Source organism: Halobacillus andaensis (genome assembly GCF_014636475.1).
Classification (GTDB): Bacteria; Bacillota; Bacilli; order Bacillales; family Halobacillaceae; genus Halobacillus_A; species Halobacillus_A andaensis.
On sequence record NZ_BMEL01000001.1, the window covers coordinates 20,714 to 38,578 of the forward strand.

Genomic DNA, 17,865 nt, shown 5'->3' on the forward strand with positions numbered 1-17,865 from the left:
ATGGATATATTTTATAACCCGAATGGTATTGGAGATGTATTAATTATACCTGTGAAACAGGGAGAACGACTAGCCGCAACTTACGAAACGTTCGGTGATATTGTGAAAATTACAGATCAAAACGACGGTACTTTACTTGGATATAATATATTCCAGGCTTCTAACTATTTTAATTTTGCCGAGCACGGCAAAATTAAAATGACCGAAGAAATCCTAGATCAATTACAGACGTTATTTAACAAAAATAACGTAGAGGATTCTTTAGACTTTGATCTATCTCCAAAATTTGTAGTAGGTCATGTGATAGAAAAGGATTCCCACGAAAATGCAGACAAGCTGAGTGTTTGCCAAGTAGATGTAGGGAAAGAGACCCTGCAAATTGTCTGTGGTGCTCCAAACGTAGAAAAAGGCCAAAACGTAGTAGTGGCGAAAGTAGGAGCTGTAATGCCAAGTGGCATGGCAATAAAATCAGCTGAGCTTCGCGGTGTACCATCTACTGGAATGATCTGTTCGGCTAAAGAACTTGGTTTAAAGGACGCTCCACAAGAAAAAGGCATTCTTGTTTTAACTGGTGAAGAAAAACCTGGACAACCATTCGAATTTTAATAGAGAGAAGCAAAGGGACCTTAAGAACTAAGCCCTTTGCTTCTTTTTATTTGTCTAAAAAATTTTAAATAGAATGTAAACCAATTTTTGATTAAAACCTGTTAAAATAAGAGTTACCAATACTTATATAGAGAGAAAAGGAAAGTGTGAGAATATCATGTGGAATCAATTTAAGAATAAATTTAAAGGCTTCTTTGATGATGAGCAAAACCGTGATTATAAAGAATCGAAACAGCTAAACAAAGAGAGAGAGCATAAAGAATTAAACGCGAATACAAAGATGACCTACCGATATCCAAAGCAAGGTAATTTTCGCTTTCCTGTTATTCCGGATCAATCGGGATCAACGGAACAAACAGAGCAGAGTGAACGTCCGGTTCGAAGAAGAGAGAGGAATAAAAATCAAGATAGAGAAACGTCAAAACCAAAACATTCACAGGAAAGGTATCGTTATGAAAGTCAAAATAAAGATAAGAAGGAAGAGGAGTTGCCTGAGACTTCCTCTATTCCTTTTACGCCAACTGACGTCCCTTCACCTGTATATGGGTTTCATCCACGTTCCACACCAGCAACGAATTATGAAAAACCAGCGGATAAAGTCGAAAACACTGGAAAAACTGCACGCATGGAACAATCACGTTATGATGAAGAGCATTGGCAAAGTGTTCGTCAACGTGTACTAGGAAAAATAGAATCAAGTAAACGAGCGAAAGAACAAAAGGATGAAGCAGAAACAGAAGCCGCGGCAAGTGTTGATTTTGAAGTGGAAGAAGAGACGCCTACTGAGGAAATAGAAGAACAGCGTACGTTTCAAGATACAGAAAGCCCGTTTAACTCTGAAGAAAGCGTTTTGAAACAAGAGGAAGAAACCCATGCAACTGAGGAAATAGAAGAACAGCGTACGTTTCAAGATACAGAAAACCCGTTTAACTTTGAAGAAAGCGTTTTGAAACAAGAGGAAGAAGTCCATGCAACTGAGGAAATAGAAGAACAGCGTACGTTTCAAGATACAGAAAACCCGTTTAACTTTGAAGAAAGCGTTTTGAAACAAGAGGAAGAAGCCCATGCAACTGAGGAAATAGAAGAACAACATCCATTCCAAGTTACAGAAACCTCGGATAAGCCTGGAGAAATCATTGAGAAGACAGAGCGAGAAGTGCATACAAATGAGCAAGTGGAAGATGGATCACCAGTTCTAGAGAATAGTAGAGAAGAAAAGGGGCTTGTAGAGCAGAAAGATCCAAAAGAAGAGGATAACGAAACAAAGAGAGAAAGCAGACCTTCATTTAAAGAAAAAAAGGTAGAAAGAAAAAGTGTTCCATTTAATGTAGTGATGACGCCTAGAGATAAACGCTCTAGAGACCAACAAAAAAAAACTCTAAATAAGGGAACTCGAAGTCACAAGAATAGTAACGATGAACGTTTTTCAGAGCGTCCTCTTCAACAGGCAACTCCACTTCATTTATTAAATGATAAAAATCCAAAATCTTCAGAAGATGAGGGGTGGGTTCGTTCTCAAATGGAGTTGTTAGAAAATACGCTGCGTCAATTCCATGTGAGAGCAAAAGTTGTCCATGCCATGAAAGGCCCGGCAGTAACTAGATTTGAAGTACAGCCTGAGCCAGGAGTAAAAGTAAGTAAAATCACTAATTTGGCCGATGACATTAAGTTAAGTATGGCAGCTCGTGATATTAGAATCGAAGCTCCAATCCCAGGCAAACAAGCTGTTGGTATTGAAGTTCCTAATCGTAAACCTGAAATGGTTGGTCTGCAGGAGATTTTTGCTTCAGACGCTTTTATACATGATTCTTCACCACTATCTGTCGGGTTAGGGTTAGATATCGGCGGTGATTCGGTTGTAACCAATTTAAAGAAAATGCCTCATGGTTTAATTGCTGGAGCAACTGGCTCTGGAAAGAGTGTATGCATCAATACGATTCTCATTAGCTTGCTTTATAAAGCTCACTATGATGATGTGAAGTTTTTGCTGATTGATCCTAAAATGGTAGAGTTAGCTCCATATAATGGGCTTCCTCATTTAGTCTCTCCTGTTATTACAGATGTAAAGGCGGCTACGTCTGCATTAAAGTGGGCGGTAAAGGAAATGGAAGAACGTTACGAAAAATTTGTAGCCGAGGGAGCAAGGGATGTAGAACGTTACAATGAAAAAATGATCCAGCAAGGACGGCGGGCTGAGAAGTTACCTTATTTAGTAATCGTAATAGACGAGCTTGCTGATTTAATGATGGTATCTCCTCAAGATGTAGAGGATGCGATCTGTCGAATTGCACAAAAAGCAAGAGCTTGTGGAATTCATCTTCTGCTAGCTACACAGCGTCCATCAGTTGACGTTATCACTGGTCTGATTAAAGCTAATATTCCTACGAGAATTGCCTTTAGTGTTTCATCTCAGGTAGATTCACGTACGATCATTGATACCGGTGGAGCTGAAAAGCTATTAGGAAAAGGCGATATGTTGTTTATAGAGAATGGGGCAGGTCAATCTGTGCGTATTCAAGGAGCCTTTGTATCAGATGATGAAATTGAACGAGTGACAAACTACGTGAAGAAGATTGCTCCACCGAATTATTTATTTGAGCAGGAAGAATTAATAAAGCAAGTTTCAAACGAAGAAGCTACAGATGAACTTTTTGAACAAGCCGTTCAGTTTGTTATGGAACAGAACGGGGCAAGTGCTTCATTACTTCAGCGTCGTTTTAAAGTGGGATACAATCGGGCAGCGCGCCTCATCGACCAAATGGCGGATTATGGAATTATTTCAGAAGCTAAAGGCAGTAAACCTCGTGATGTATTGCTAACGCCACAGCAAGTAGAAGATATGATGGTTTGATAAATCAAGAAGACTAGAACGAGTAGACTTGTTAAAAAGGTCTTAATTCTATATGATAAACAAAGAATATCACTCTGGTGAATGAACCTATTGTTTAAGGAGTTACGTCATGGAAAAAGAAATTGCAAGAAAGCTAAATGGTGAAATTTCACGTTTAACTAATCAAACCTTTAAGTTCGATGAACGAGTGGCTGAAGGATGGTTTTCAGCCGTTTATTTTTTAAAAACAAAAGAAATCGTTGAACATCATTTGAATGACAACGTCGTAACTATGCAATTTTTTCAAAAAGACCACGCAGTCCTTTGTGGAACGGATGAAGCCATTGCTCTCATTCACACTTTCTCTGATCACCCGGAAAAGTTAGAGATCCATTCATTAAAAGATGGAGATCGAATTGAACCTTATGAAACCGTGCTAACCATTACGGGACCTTATCAATACTTTGGGTATTTAGAGGGGATTATAGATGGGATTCTAGCGAGAAGGACTTCAGTCGCAACAAACGTTTATGATGTCGTAAAAGCCGGCAGAACTTCAGGTAAACAAAAGCCTATTATATTTATGGGAGATCGCGATGATCATTTTACCCAGCAGGCAGGAGACGGTTACTCTGCTTTTATAGGAGGTTCTACAGCTCAGGCGACGCATGCTATGAATGAATGGTGGGGTAAAAAAGGTATGGGAACAATGCCTCACGCTTTAATTCAGATGTTTAAAGGAGATGTAGTAGCCGCAACAAAAGCTTATAAACAGCAGTTTCCTGAAGATGAATTAATGGCATTAGTAGACTATAACAATGACGTTATTACCGATTCATTGAAAGTCGCTAGAGAATTTAGAAGTGAATTAAAAGGGGTACGAATAGATACTTCCCGCAATCTTGTTGATAAGTATTTTCTCAGAAATCAACACTTAATGGGAACCTTCGATCCTCGTGGTGTAAACCCTGAACTAGTATTTGCTTTACGAAGGGCGCTAGATGACGAAGGTTTTCAACACGTAAAGATTATTGTGAGTGGAGGGTTTACGGAAGATCGAATTCGGGCATTTGAGGAAATGAAAGTACCCGTAGACATGTACGGTGTTGGCGGCAGTCTTCTTAAAATTGGAATAGGATTTACTGGTGATAACGTTATTATGAACGGTGATCATGAAGCTAAAGAAGGACGGCGGTATAAACCGAATCCTCGCTTGGAGAAAGTTCCTTTCCTTGATGAAAACTAAAGACTATATCATTAGAAGCTTGCTCTTTTTTGGAATCTTTAAAGGGAGTAAGCTTCATGTCGTTTTGCGCTTTTTATAAAAGGGGTAACGTGTTAAAATAGGGTATTGATTAACTTAAATTACTAAGAATATGTACGAGTACTCAATCGCATGCAAAGGAAAGTTACATATAATACTTAAAGTGTTCCACTTTATTTTGGAGGTTCTGGTTTATGACGACTTACCATTTCGTTGGTATTAAAGGAACTGGGATGAGTGCCTTGGCACAAATCCTTCATGATTCTGGAGAAACAGTTCAAGGTTCAGATATAGATAAATACTTTTTCACACAAGAAGTTCTAGAAGAAAAAAACATTCCCGTAATGCCTTTTTCTAAAGAAAATATAAAAGACGGGTTAACCGTGATCGCAGGAAATGCTTTTAAGGATGATCATGAGGAGATTACTAAAGCAAAGGAATTAGGTCTTCCTTATTATCGTTACCATGAGTTTCTTGGAGAATGGTTAAACAAATATACAAGCATAGCTGTAACTGGGGCTCACGGGAAAACTTCGACTACTGGACTGCTTTCTCATGTGTTAAAAGAAAATTACCCAACATCTTACTTAATTGGTGATGGTACAGGTAGAGGAAATGAAGATAGTCAATATTTTGTCTTTGAGGCTTGTGAATATCGCAGACACTTCCTAGAGTATTATCCTGATTACGCCATAATGACGAATATTGATTTTGATCATCCAGATTATTTTACAAGCATTGAGGATGTATTCCAAGCCTTTCAACAGATGGCTAAACAAGTGAAAAAAGGAATTATCGCCTGTGGAGACGATGATCACTTGCAGCATATCCAAGCGAACGTACCTGTTCTTTACTACGGTTTAGCAGATACGAATGACTTTCAAGCACAAAACATTCAAGAAGATGAAAATGGAACCACATTCGATGTGTTTGTTAGGAATACGTTCTATGCAACGTTTACTATTCCTCAATATGGCACCCACACTGTGCTCAATGCATTAAGTGTTATTGCAATCTGTCACTACGAGGAAATGAATGTGGAGCAAATTCGTAAGCTTGCTACGTTTAACGGTGTAAAGAGACGTTTTACAGAAAAGAATTGGAACGATCAAATTCTTGTTGATGACTACGCCCATCATCCGATAGAAATCACAGCTACGATTGATTCAGCACGCAAAAAATATCCAGGACGAGAAGTGGTAGCTATATTTCAGCCACATACATTTACTCGTACGAAGACGTTTTTAAAAGAATTCGCAGAAAGCCTTAAATTAGCTGATGCTGTTTATTTATGTGATATATTTGGTTCTGCCCGTGAAAATAGCGGTAAATTAACCATTGAAAATTTGCAGGAGTTAATCCCTGAAGCGCAAATTTTAGATGTTTCTGAGACGGCGCACCTGGCAGAACATAACGATGGAGTGCTCCTTTTCATGGGAGCGGGAGATATCCAAAAATTCCAGCATGCGTATGAGCAAGTAAATTAATGATGAAAGGCGTGTAAACTTATTTACACGCTTTTCCATTTAATTTAATAAAAATAAAGGATTTCTAAAACATATGGCGAATATAAAATTTAACCAAAATAGTTTATAATTTGCTGTTTTGGGTAAATACTAATGTGGTAAATACATATGTGGAGGAGTGTACCTTGGATATGGTTATCATCTTGTACATCTCGGCACTTATAGCAGCCGTTGCGTTTAGTGTGCTAGTAATCTTTCTAGCAAGAACGCTGACAGCTGTTCGCCGGACTATGAACAACGTTGCTGATACCCTCGAGGGGGTTGAGAAACAGATGGAGGGAATGACCTTAGAAACGACAGCTTTACTAAATAAAACAAATAAACTAGCTGAAGATGTCGGGGAGAAGTCCCAAAAGTTAAATACTCTCGTGGACGGGGTAAAAGGGATAGGAGATTCAGTACAGGAGTTTAATCAATCGATACGTTCCATATCTCGAGGTTTAAGCCATTCTGCACAGGACCACACAGACTCTGCTGCTCAAGCAATAAAGTGGGGTCAAGTTGCCATTAATTTATGGAAGAAAGCAAAGAAAGATGACTTAAATCAAACAGGAGGTAATGTACAATGACTACAGAAAACAATCAAGTTAACAAAGCTGAAGAGAAAAACAACACAGCAGGAAGAGACTTTGTATTCGGTTCACTTATCGGTGGGGTTGTAGGAGCAGTAGTTGCTCTTCTAATGGCACCGAAATCAGGTAAAGAATTAAGAGGAAATATCAATGAGAGTTCAAACGAATTGAAAGCACGTGCGGGTGAATGGAAAGACCGTGCTGTAGAATCATCTTCTCAACTCACAAAAAATGTTTCTGAGAAGTCTCAGGAGTTTGGAGCTAAAGTAAAAGATTCAACTAAGAGCATTCAAGACAAAGTTAAAGGCAGTAAGTCCAGTGAAGATGAAGAAGCAGAAAAGGCTGCACAGGAAGTCGCAGAAGCCATTGAAGAAGCTGCACAAGAGCTTGAAAAGCAGCAAAGCTCAACGACGTCATCTAATATCTAAAAATAAAAACAGAGGCGAGCTTTCGCCTCTGTTTTTATAATACATAAAATTGGAGGCTGAAGAATGATTAAATTAATAAGCAGTGAACGTGAATGGGAAGAATTGATTCAAGAACAAACGACATTTTTTGTACTAAAACACAGCTTAACGTGTCCAATAAGTTCAAATGCAAAAAGAGAGTACGAAAGGTTTAGTGAGAAATCAGAGACCCCCTGTTACCTATTGCATGTACAGGAAGCAAGACAACTAAGTAATTTAATTCAAACGAAATATAAAGTGCGTCATGAGTCCCCCCAGGCTCTTTGTTTTAAGCAGAAGAAAGCTGTATGGCACGCAAGTCATCACAACATTACGGAGAAAGCTTTGCAGAATGTGGTGAAGGAGTTATAAAAATCAAAATAAATTTTAGCGAATATTTCTATAAAGGGTGACAACGGCTCTAATATTAGCTATAATTGTCCCTAATTATCTATGAAATTATTATAATAATTAGCACAACAAAATTTTAGGAGGATTCAATATGAGTAACCAACAATTAGACGAGCTGCGCGGTCAGCTTGAAGAGGTCAATTTGCAGCTTTTGAATTTAATCAATAAACGCGGTGAACTGGTAAAGGATATTGGTCAAATCAAGGAGAAACAAGGCATGAATCGCTTTGACCCTGTCCGTGAACGCGTGATGTTTGATCAAATTACTGAGAAAAATGATGGCCCATTTGAAGACTCCACGATCACTCATTTATTTAAGGAGATTTTTAAGGCTGGTCTTGAATTGCAAGAGGATGATCATAGAAAAGCACTTCTTGTTTCTCGTAAGAAGAAGCCTGAAGATACAATTGTTGATATTAAGGGCGACCGAATTGGTGACGGCAATCCCCACTTTGTTATGGGGCCGTGTGCAGTTGAAAGTTATGAACAAGTATCACAAGTAGCTGAAGCTGTTAAAAAACAAGGAATTAAATTGCTTCGTGGAGGAGCGTTTAAACCACGTACTTCTCCGTATGATTTCCAAGGGTTAGGTTTAGAAGGACTGAAGATCCTAAAAGAAGCAGCTGATGAGCATGACTTAGCCGTTGTAAGTGAGATTGTAAATCCTGCAGATATTGAGAAAGCAGTCGATTACCTAGACGTGATTCAAATCGGAGCACGTAACATGCAGAACTTCGAGCTATTGAAAGCAGCCGGATCTGTTAATAAGCCTGTGCTTCTAAAACGCGGACTTTCTGCAACAATTTCTGAATTTATAAACGCTGCTGAATATATTATTTCACGCGGAAATGAAAACATTATCTTATGTGAACGCGGTATTCGAACTTATGAAAAAGCGACGAGAAATACGTTAGATATTTCTGCAGTACCGATTCTGAAACAAGAAACCCACCTCCCTGTCCTTGTAGACGTTACTCATTCTACTGGACGAAGAGACCTGCTTCTTCCAACAGCAAAAGCAGCACTAGCTGTAGGGGCAGATGGAGTAATGGCTGAAGTACACCCAGACCCAGCAGTAGCTCTTTCAGATTCAGCTCAACAGATGGATATCCCAACCTTCGAAAACTTCATGGCAGAGCTGAAAAAACAATAAATGAATCAAGTCAGGCTAGTGAAATAGCCTGACTTATTTTTTTGTTGCATGAAAATCCGTTATAATAGGGAAGGTATTCATATATAAGAAGATTTACTCGAATATTGCGGAACGAGTACAACTATCGTATGATTATTTTATTAACATGTCGTCAATCGATTGACGAAGGAGGAAGAAGTATGAATGTAACAATATATGATGTAGCAAGAGAAGCAAATGTATCAATGGCAACGGTTTCCCGAGTCGTTAATGGAAACCCTAACGTAAAGCCAGCCACACGAAAAAAAGTCCACGAAGCTATTGAACGTTTAGGGTACCGTCCAAATGCGGTTGCTAGAGGGCTAGCTAGTAAAAAAACAACAACGGTTGGTGTCATCATTCCCGATATTTCCAGCATCTTTTTTGCGGAATTAGCAAGAGGCATTGAAGATATTGCCACGATGTATAACTATAATATTATTTTAAGCAACTCTGACCAAAACAAAGAAAAAGAATTGCACCTTATTAATGCTATGCTTGGTAAACAAGTAGATGGTCTTGTATTTATGGGTGGTAAAATTACTGATGATCACACCCGGGAATTTAAAAATGCATCAGTGCCTGTTGCGTTAGCAGCCACGATTGATGAGTCTGGAGAAACACCTTCCGTTAATATTAATTATGAGCATGCAGCTTATGAAACGACAGAACTTCTGCTTTCCCACGGGCATAAACGGGTAGGCTTTGTATCTGGACCTGAAAATACAGAAATAAACACTCAAAAGCTTGAAGGATATAAAAAGGCATTACGTGATCAAGGAATTGATGTAGAAGAAGCGCTTATTACCACAGGAGACTATTCTTACGATTCCGGATTGGAAGCCTTCGACCAGCTTTGGAGCTTAGAAGATAAGCCGCAAGCCATTTTTGTAGCTTCTGATGAAATGGCACTAGGGGTAATCCACGGGGCTCAGGATAACGGATTAAACGTTCCTGAGGACATTGAAGTATTTGGTTTTGATAACACCCGTTTAGCTACAATGGTTCGTCCAACTTTATCTACAGTTGTTCAGCCTATGTACGATATTGGTGCCGTAGCGATGAGGTTGTTAACGAAGTTTATGAATAAAGAAGAAGTAGAAGAACAAAATGTAACATTACCGCACCGAATTATTGAAAGGAACTCAACTCGAAACAAATAGTGCCGATATAAATACTGTAATGGTATTTATGAATCGGGGAGAGAGTTGAATGAGTAAAAGAGATTTCTTAACTCCAATAGGGATTACCCTTGGATTTATTATGGTGATGTTCGGGATATTAACCAATGCCGGATTAGATGGAATTGCTTCTTTCATTCAAGTATCGTCCATAGTGATTGTACTAGGCGGGTTGGTAGCAGCACTTTTAGTAAACTTTAATGTAAGTGAAATTAAACTAACGTTTAGAGTGGTTAAAGAAGCTTTTAAAAAAAGTGATATGAATATCAGGGAATTAATCCAATTGTTTGTACGTTTATCTGAGAGGGCTCGACGGGAAGGTTTACTAGCTCTTGAAGCTGAGCTTGATGAAGTGGAGGATCCTTATATAAAAAAAGGTATTCTGTTAGCGGTGGATGGGATAGAACCAGAAGTCATTAATGACATTTTACATGCAGAAATTACTGCTTTAGAAGAACGTCACTATAAAGGACGTACGATTATTGAGAAGGCAGGAGAGTTTGCACCTGCGTGGGGAATGATAGGTACGCTCATCGGTCTCGTTCTTATGCTGCAATCTTTAACAGACCCAGAAACACTAGGTCCTAAAATGGCTGTGGCTCTTCTTACAACTCTATATGGAACTCTGCTTGCTAACTTGGTATTTCTTCCAATGGCGGGCAAACTAGCGAACAAAACGGATGAAGAGATTTTTGCTAAGCAAGTTATTATTGAAGGAGTAATTGGTGTGCAATCCGGCCAGAATCCAAAGATCTTAGAAGAGAAGCTGAGTGCTTTTTTATCCGAAGAGGATAGACTAGTTCCTGAGAAGTTTGAAGATGAAGAGGAACAAGTAAAGGAAGCCGCCAATGAAGCTTAAAAGGAGACACCGGCACAGTTCGAAGGGATCGCCTAAATGGATGACTACTTATGCGGACATGATTACGCTGATTCTTGTATTTTTTATCTTGCTTTTTTCCATGTCTCAAATTAATTTAGTGAAATTTGATGCAGTAGCCGAATCGTTCAGAAATCAGATGATATTTGATTTCTACCCTTCACCAATTGAAAATGAAAATCCAACTCAGCAAGCAAAGATTCAAGAAAACGGAGAAGAAAGTAACGAGTTTGACGAACCTGTTAAAGCTGCAGATGGAGAAAAAGAAGAAGAGGCTGACAAGGAAGAACCGGTAAACTCTGACTTAGATGAACTCGTTGAAGAAGTGGATGAATTTCTTGAGAGCAATGATTTACAGGATATTATTTCCGCTACTCGAACAGATCGAGGTGTTGTTTTAGTTTTGCAGGAGCAACTCTTATTTGAAACTGGAGAGGCGGATATTCTATCGTCAGGCGAGCCATTCTTAACAAAAGTAGGACAACTGTTAGAAAATATACCTAACCATGTGAAAGTAGAAGGACATACTGATAATCGGCCAATCTCTACGATTCAGTATCCTTCCAACTGGGAATTATCAGGAGCTCGGGCGGGGAGTGTTATTCGGTTTTTAACTACAAATACTGATCAATTAAACGGAGAAAGAATTTCAGCTGCTGCTTATGCTGATACTCGTCCTGTTGCTTCTAATGACAACGAAGAGAATTATAGAAAAAACCGACGAGTAGAAATCGTGATTTTAGATCCTGATTATTCTTCATAAATAACAAAAGAGACTCCTTAATTGGGAGTCTCTTTTGTTATATTAACTTGAAGAATCATATTTCTTTTGATTATGAATAAATTGCATACAACTTTGCAGGATCTTTTTATTTTTTTCAGTGATCTCTTGCTTTCTAGGGATCTCTTTATAAGGTTGATCAGGATCTTGCCAAGCTTCAGGCAAATCTACGGGGGATTGCTTCTGCCATTCTGTTATCCAGTCAGCAGGCAATTTCCCGGAGAACGGCCTGCCTGTAGACATGACTTTCCAAACTTGCGCCCATGCTCGAGGCACTACTCGCCAGATGTCGTAGCCCCCGCCGCCTAATGCTACCCATCTGCCTTCGCAAAACTCATGGGCTAATTCGTGAGCAATAGTTGGAATTTGCTCATATATTTTCATCGTGGAACACAGATGAGTTAACGGATCCAAGTAATGGGCATCAGCACCGTTTTGGGTAATGATAATATCTGGTTGGAAGTATTCGACAATTTCTCTGAAAGCGTATTCATACAATTCTAAAAAAGATTCATCTTCTGTGAAGGCATCAATAGGTAAATTGAAAGAATAACCATACCCTTTTTTAAGACCTCTTTCATTTACGTTACCTGTGCCTGGAAATAAATATCGACCTGTTTCATGAATGGAAAAGGTACATACGTTAGGGTCATCGTAAAATGCCCACTGAACCCCATCTCCATGGTGAGCATCTGTATCAACGTAAAGAACTTTGTAGTCTGTATGTTCTCGAATATACTTAATCCCTACAGCCCCATCATTATAGATGCAAAATCCAGAGGCTTTTCGTTCAAAGCCATGATGCAATCCTCCGCCTAAATTTAAGGCGTGGTCTGAATGACCTTTAATAACCGAATCAATGGCACTAAGTGTACTTCCTACTAACAAAGAAGAAGCTTCGTGCATTCCTTTAAACATAGGGGTATCTTCTGTACCTATCCCATACTCTAATCCTTCATCTTCCGTTAATCCATCGTGGCTGGCTCTTTTTACAGCATCTACATATTTCGAACTGTGAAAAAGTTTAAGCTCTTCCTCTGTAGCTATTCTCGGCTCTAATAAATGTTCTTTACTCAAAACCTTCTCTTTCTCAAGCAAATCTTTCGTCATCGTCACTCTTAGTTGGTTAAACGGATGATCATCACGAAACTTATAGTTCATGAAGTCATCTGCGAACACAAATTTAGAAGAACAAGTCATGTGGTCATCCCCGGCATTTTTGGCCATAGTACTTCATATCCTGCCTCTTTAAGATCTTCGATGGTAGGTAAAGGGTTCATGGTCTGAATGCGAATGACGATAATCTTATATTGAGCGTCTGGCTTATAAGGGTAGATGAGAACAGAGCTGATATTTACTTTACGCTTTCCAAACACTTGCATTACTTGAGGAAGCATACCAGGTTTATTGAGGACTTTAATCTCAATTTGAGAGCTTTGCACATGAGTGCCAGTGAGCTGAATTAAAGTATGCAGCATATCTTTTTCAGTTATGATGCCGACGAGCTCTTCATTTTTAGTTACAGGAACACATGCTATTTCATGTTCATAAAAGATAGACGTTACTTCTTCAACAAAATCAAGTGGATGTACAGTTATAACAGGACTAGTCATAATCGTTTCAATTGGTTTTTTTAATTGACCGCCTTCAGAGACCTCATCTAATATTGAAGGGCTTGCATCCCTTACATCTCGGTCCGAAACGATACCAATGACACAGTGGTTATGATCAACTATAGGGATGTGCCGAATATGATGCTCGTTTAATAATTTTAAAGCCGTTTCAATGGATTCTGAAGGAGTTAATGTAATCACTTCTGTTTTCATCACTTCTTCTACTAGCATGCTTATTCCCCCTTCACTTTACGGTATTGATTTCTTGTTAAAAATCTAAGTTCGTCAAACTGCTCAATGGATGACTGAGGGACATTTTCACCTATACGCACCATTAAGCAATTGGCAGGGTGAGAAATGATTTCTGGATCATCGGTTGGGGAAGGGGTTAGGCCGCCTGCACCCATCATTTTTTCCATTACGCGTCGATAATCCCAAATACTTAGTTTTGTTCCTTTTAAATCCCAGTGCCAATAGTATTCCGTAGAAATGATAATGTAATTTTCCATGAAAGGGTCCAACATGGATAATTCCAAAATCCTTGAACCTACACGAAAACCACGGAATTGGGGGACCACTTCAATCGCACCCAGCTCGATTAAATTATCCATATTACCTTCTGACCACCTTTCCATAGGATCAGGGTGGAGGTAGGTAACATACCCTACGATCATCTGTTCGTGAGTAGCTACTATAATTCTGCCTTCTTCAAATTCTGCAATACTTTTTAAAGCTTCAAATTGTTTAGCTGGCGGGCGAAAAGCATTTAGATCTTCATGAAAAGAATACTCAGATAGTTGTGCAGCTGATAAAGGACCTTGAATAGTCATTAAGCCATAATCTGTTTCAAATGTTCGTTCGTTAAATGTTTTTTTATGTTCCATAGTGTCACCACCTATTTGGAAGATGAGAGCTTCATATAGTTTCCATTATACATGAATACGAACAATTTTAAATTATCTAACAATAGAAAACTCCAGCCTAAGTAGGGCTGGAGTTTAATCATGTTCTAAATTATCAATCTTCAGTGGCTTCGGAATTATCACCGTCGGAATCATCACCGTCGGAATCATCACCGTCGGAATCATCAGCGCCGGAATCATCACCGCCGGAATTATCACCGCCGGAATTATCACCACCGGAATCATCACCACCGGAATCATCAGCGCCGGAATCATCAGCGCCGGAATCATCACCGCCGGAGTCATCACCACCGGAATCATTACCACCGGAATCATTACCACCGGAGTCATCACCACCGGAGTCATCACCACCGGAGTCATCACCGCCGGAGTCATTACCACCGGAATCATCACCACCGGAGTCATTACCGCCGGAGTCATCACCGCCGGAGTCATCACCGCCGGAATCATCACCACCGGAGTCATCACCGCCAGAGTCACCACTACTGGACTCATTACTGCTGGAATCGTCTCCGCTAGTACTGTTTTCATCTGAATTATCACGGTCAGAATTATTTTGCTCTGACTCCCCTGGATTACCAACTTCAGTGGTGGAGGAGAGACTGGATGATTCTCCGAAATAATCTACAGCGCGGACGGCGTAGATCCCATCGTCACCAGAAAAGTCATAGCTTGTACCTCTCGTACTTCCAATTCGTGAGAACGATCCATTTGGTGAGGAGGCACGATATACTCGATAACCAACAACATCATCACTTGAAGATTCAGACCAACTAATGGTGGAAGAATTAGCTGATACTGAGCCAGGAGCAGCTGGGCTTTCTCCATCATTCTCTACTTCATCACTCGATGCATTCGAACCTTCACCAGAAGGGAGAGCTACATTGTCCCAAGCATCTGAATCTGGTATTAAATGGTCTAGAGTTTCAGAATTATCGTAGTCATTTTCTTCAAGGAAATCAGGCTTTATAACTACTCCGCCACCTTCATCAATAATAAATTCACTTGGTGTATTATCACCTGCAGGATAAATATCTCCTTTTATCTCAACAAAGTCTCCATCCATTAAGCTGTCATCTTCTTCAGAAGGAGCAAAGTCAGAAATATACATATCACTCTTAGACAGCCCTACTGATTCACATAAATCAGTAGCTAACAGCCCGGAAGTTTCACAATACGAACGTGTAACAATTCCATCGGGTTGTTCGAAATCTCCCTCAGGAATCATAAGGTCAGGCCTTACTTCTGATACTGCATTTACGATTTGAGCCCACAAATCTGTATTTCTTCTGCTATACCCATCACGGCTTAATTGTTCTTGGAAGTCATACCCCATCCATGAACTCATGGTAACGTTAGGATTCGTGGCAACAAACCACGCATCTTTATAGTTTTGCGATGTACCAGTCTTACCTGCCCAGTCTACACCAGGATTAGACAGGCGTCCTGGAACAGAGGAGGCCGTACCGGAGTCCAGTACATCCCGCATCATATCAAGCGTCAAATAGGTTGATTGAGGACTAAAAACTTCCTCTTCTTCCGTCTCATGTTCGTAAAAGGTGTCGCCTTCTTTTGTTTCTATTTTTTCAATTATATAAGCATCAACGAACTTACCATCGTTACCAAAAGTTGCATAAGCATTGGTGTTTTCTTCAACCGTAATTTCTGCTGAACCTAAAACTAACGATGGATTGGTGTACTGGTCATTGTTTAGCGATGTAATCCCCATTTTATCTAAATAATTCTCGGCAGGATTCTCATCAATAATTTGCATATAAGCTTGAACAGCTGGGACGTTAGAGGATTCGGTTAATGCTTGGCGAGCCGATGTAAAGCCTCCATAACCACCCCCGTAGTTATTAACATCCCCACCACCAGGGTATTCATAAGGCACATTAGCAAAAACAGAGCCGGGGTGTATCTCTCCCATATCAATGCCAGGACCATAACCTACTAATGGTTTCATTGTACTACCGGGAGAACGTTTTGCTTGAGTAGCATGATTTAACTCTTGTTGATCAAAGTCACGTCCTCCAATAAAACCGATAATTTTCCCTGTGGAGTTTTCAATAAGTGTGCTACCTACTTGTACGGGAATTTGAGTATCGACGAGTTCGCCTTCTTCATTTTGAACCGAGACCGTTCGGTCGGCTCCATAATTATTGTAATTATCTTTAACTTCTTGCATGACGTCATAAACTTCTTTGTCTACAGTTGTGTGAATTTTGTACCCGCCTGAACTTAACTGGCGTTCAGCTAAAGTGCTGTACTCATCTGCTAATTCTTCATCTTCTTCTAGGTCTTCTAAAGAGTCTCCATTTTCCTTGGCGAGCTGCTCAATCATAATATCTTTTGCCCGCTTATGAATCTCATCGGTTAAATAAGGATATTCATCTCTTGATTTACTAGTTGGTTCTGCTAAACTTTCAACTAAGTCAAACTCAAGGGCTTCTTCATATTCTTCATCCGAGATGTAGTCTGCATCATGCATACGACTTAATACATCTTCCATACGATTCAAACCAGCTTGAAGTTCTTCTTCCGATTTAACATCGCCATTGTTTAGAAACGGAGTATAGCTAAAAGGGTTTTGAGGGAGGCCTGCAATAAAAGCAGCTTGAGGTATGGTTAGCTCCTCGGGAGTTACTCCAAATATTCCTTCAGCTGCTGTTTGAGCACCTGCTATGTTATCTCCATTCGAATTTCGACCAAACGGCACGATATTTAAATAGGCTTCCAAAATATCGTCTTTTTCAAAAAACTTTTCAACTCGCATAGCTATAAGTATTTCCTTTGCTTTACGCTCAAAAGATACTTCATTTGTTAAGATTTGATTTTTGACAATTTGCTGGGTAAGTGTACTCCCTCCGGTTTTAACCGAAGAGTTAGTTGCTTCTTGTACGATCGCGCGAAGCACGGCTTTAGGGACTACCCCATCATGTGTATTAAAATATTCGTCTTCAGTAGCAATCACTGCATTAGTTAAATTATCACTAACATCACTAAGTGCTACTTCATCTCGGTAAAGGTCTGTTTGCACATCACCGAGCAGCTCTTCATTGGCGAAATACACTTCAGAGGTTTCTTCGTAGTTGTAAATTTCTTCAGCCATGTCAGCCTGGCTTCTTGTTGGTTCATCTTTGACTAGAGAAGCAAAATATCCTGCTCCAACGCCTCCGGCAAAAAATAAACCTATAATACCTATAATGATAAAGAATAAGATCACATTCCAGGCTACTTCATATCCGATTCTACTGTTCTTTTGGATTTTGCCACTTTGCCATAGTGACTTCCAATCCACTTTATTTCGATCATTTTTTGGGTTGTTTGTCATTGCAAAACCTCCTAAATTCCACACTATATTATAACATACCCCATGGCTTACGGACATGGTTCGATATAAAAATCTGTTGCTTTTTAAAAAGGATTGTGCTAATAATAAAATACAGTTTAAGATGGAGCGATGAATGATTGCAGTAGATAACTATTCCCTGTTATAGAGAGCTGACGGCTGGTGAGAGTTGGCACACATTAGTTATTGAATTACGGTCTGGAGCAATCTTCTGGTGTGAATCAGAAGACGGTGTTATACCGTTATCAAGTAGAGTGGCATAGGTTTATCTATGCAATCAGGGTGGTACCGCGACAAGACCTCGTCCCTTTC

The 17,865-nt window shown here is 39.6% G+C and carries 15 protein-coding genes and 1 other annotated feature; of the genes, 11 read left to right on the forward strand and 4 right to left on the reverse strand.

Going from position 1 to position 17,865, the window contains the following annotated elements; translation table 11 throughout:
- The 11 genes from ytpR (at position 1) to motS (ending at position 11,647) form a co-directional block, all read left to right on the forward strand.
- A complete protein-coding gene (gene ytpR, locus IEV27_RS00125) occupies positions 1 to 606 on the forward strand; it encodes a YtpR family tRNA-binding protein (RefSeq protein WP_188375438.1) in 606 nt (201 codons plus the stop codon).
- 157 nt (positions 607 to 763) lie between these two features.
- Positions 764 to 3,457, forward strand: coding sequence for a DNA translocase FtsK (locus tag IEV27_RS00130; protein ID WP_188375439.1), 2,694 nt, complete (start codon positions 764 to 766; stop codon positions 3,455 to 3,457).
- Positions 3,458 to 3,566: 109 nt separating this feature from the next.
- Positions 3,567 to 4,682: a nicotinate phosphoribosyltransferase gene (locus IEV27_RS00135; protein WP_188375440.1), complete on the forward strand. Its 1,116-nt coding sequence runs from the start codon at positions 3,567 to 3,569 to the stop codon at positions 4,680 to 4,682.
- 212 nt (positions 4,683 to 4,894) lie between these two features.
- Complete coding sequence (gene murC / locus IEV27_RS00140) at positions 4,895 to 6,187, forward strand: UDP-N-acetylmuramate--L-alanine ligase (protein WP_188375441.1); 1,293 nt, start codon at positions 4,895 to 4,897, stop codon at positions 6,185 to 6,187.
- Positions 6,188 to 6,357: 170 nt separating this feature from the next.
- A complete protein-coding gene (locus IEV27_RS00145) occupies positions 6,358 to 6,795 on the forward strand; it encodes a DUF948 domain-containing protein (protein ID WP_188376768.1) in 438 nt (145 codons plus the stop codon).
- Complete coding sequence (locus IEV27_RS00150; RefSeq protein ID WP_188375442.1) at positions 6,792 to 7,226, forward strand: YtxH domain-containing protein; 435 nt, start codon at positions 6,792 to 6,794, stop codon at positions 7,224 to 7,226. The genes IEV27_RS00145 and IEV27_RS00150 overlap by 4 nt, the downstream gene beginning before the upstream one ends.
- 63 nt (positions 7,227 to 7,289) lie before the next feature.
- Positions 7,290 to 7,616 (forward strand): bacillithiol system redox-active protein YtxJ, encoded by a 327-nt coding sequence (gene ytxJ, locus IEV27_RS00155; RefSeq protein ID WP_188375443.1) that lies wholly within the window; start codon positions 7,290 to 7,292, stop codon positions 7,614 to 7,616.
- A 130-nt stretch (positions 7,617 to 7,746) separates the two neighbouring features.
- Entirely contained in the window at positions 7,747 to 8,808 is a 1,062-nt protein-coding gene (locus tag IEV27_RS00160; RefSeq protein ID WP_188375444.1) for a bifunctional 3-deoxy-7-phosphoheptulonate synthase/chorismate mutase, read from the forward strand.
- Positions 8,809 to 8,987: 179 nt separating this feature from the next.
- Positions 8,988 to 9,989 carry a catabolite control protein A gene (gene ccpA, locus IEV27_RS00165; RefSeq protein ID WP_188375445.1) on the forward strand — a complete coding sequence of 334 codons (1,002 nt, stop codon included), beginning with the start codon at positions 8,988 to 8,990 and terminating at the stop codon, positions 9,987 to 9,989.
- Positions 9,990 to 10,038: 49 nt separating this feature from the next.
- Positions 10,039 to 10,866, forward strand: coding sequence for a flagellar motor protein MotP (gene motP / locus IEV27_RS00170; RefSeq protein WP_188375446.1), 828 nt, complete (start codon positions 10,039 to 10,041; stop codon positions 10,864 to 10,866).
- Positions 10,856 to 11,647 carry a flagellar motor protein MotS gene (gene motS, locus IEV27_RS00175; RefSeq protein ID WP_188375447.1) on the forward strand — a complete coding sequence of 264 codons (792 nt, stop codon included), beginning with the start codon at positions 10,856 to 10,858 and terminating at the stop codon, positions 11,645 to 11,647. The genes motP and motS overlap by 11 nt, the downstream gene beginning before the upstream one ends.
- Before the next feature lie 42 nt (positions 11,648 to 11,689).
- Here the strand turns inward: motS and IEV27_RS00180 are convergent, their stop codons facing one another.
- The 4 genes from IEV27_RS00180 to IEV27_RS00195 form a co-directional block, all read right to left on the reverse strand.
- Complete coding sequence (locus IEV27_RS00180; RefSeq protein WP_188376769.1) at positions 11,690 to 12,865, reverse strand: acetoin utilization protein AcuC; 1,176 nt, start codon at positions 12,863 to 12,865, stop codon at positions 11,690 to 11,692.
- Entirely contained in the window at positions 12,862 to 13,509 is a 648-nt protein-coding gene (locus IEV27_RS00185) for an acetoin utilization AcuB family protein (RefSeq protein WP_188375448.1), read from the reverse strand. Before IEV27_RS00185 ends, IEV27_RS00180 begins: the two co-directional genes overlap by 4 nt.
- 2 nt (positions 13,510 to 13,511) lie before the next feature.
- Entirely contained in the window at positions 13,512 to 14,162 is a 651-nt protein-coding gene (locus tag IEV27_RS00190; RefSeq protein ID WP_188375449.1) for a GNAT family N-acetyltransferase, read from the reverse strand.
- A 133-nt stretch (positions 14,163 to 14,295) separates the two neighbouring features.
- The gene (locus tag IEV27_RS00195) at positions 14,296 to 17,535 is read right to left on the reverse strand and encodes a transglycosylase domain-containing protein (RefSeq protein ID WP_188375450.1); all 3,240 of its coding nucleotides are present in this window, start codon (positions 17,533 to 17,535) and stop codon (positions 14,296 to 14,298) included.
- A 120-nt stretch (positions 17,536 to 17,655) separates the two neighbouring features.
- Positions 17,656 to 17,865 (forward strand) — a binding site (T-box leader).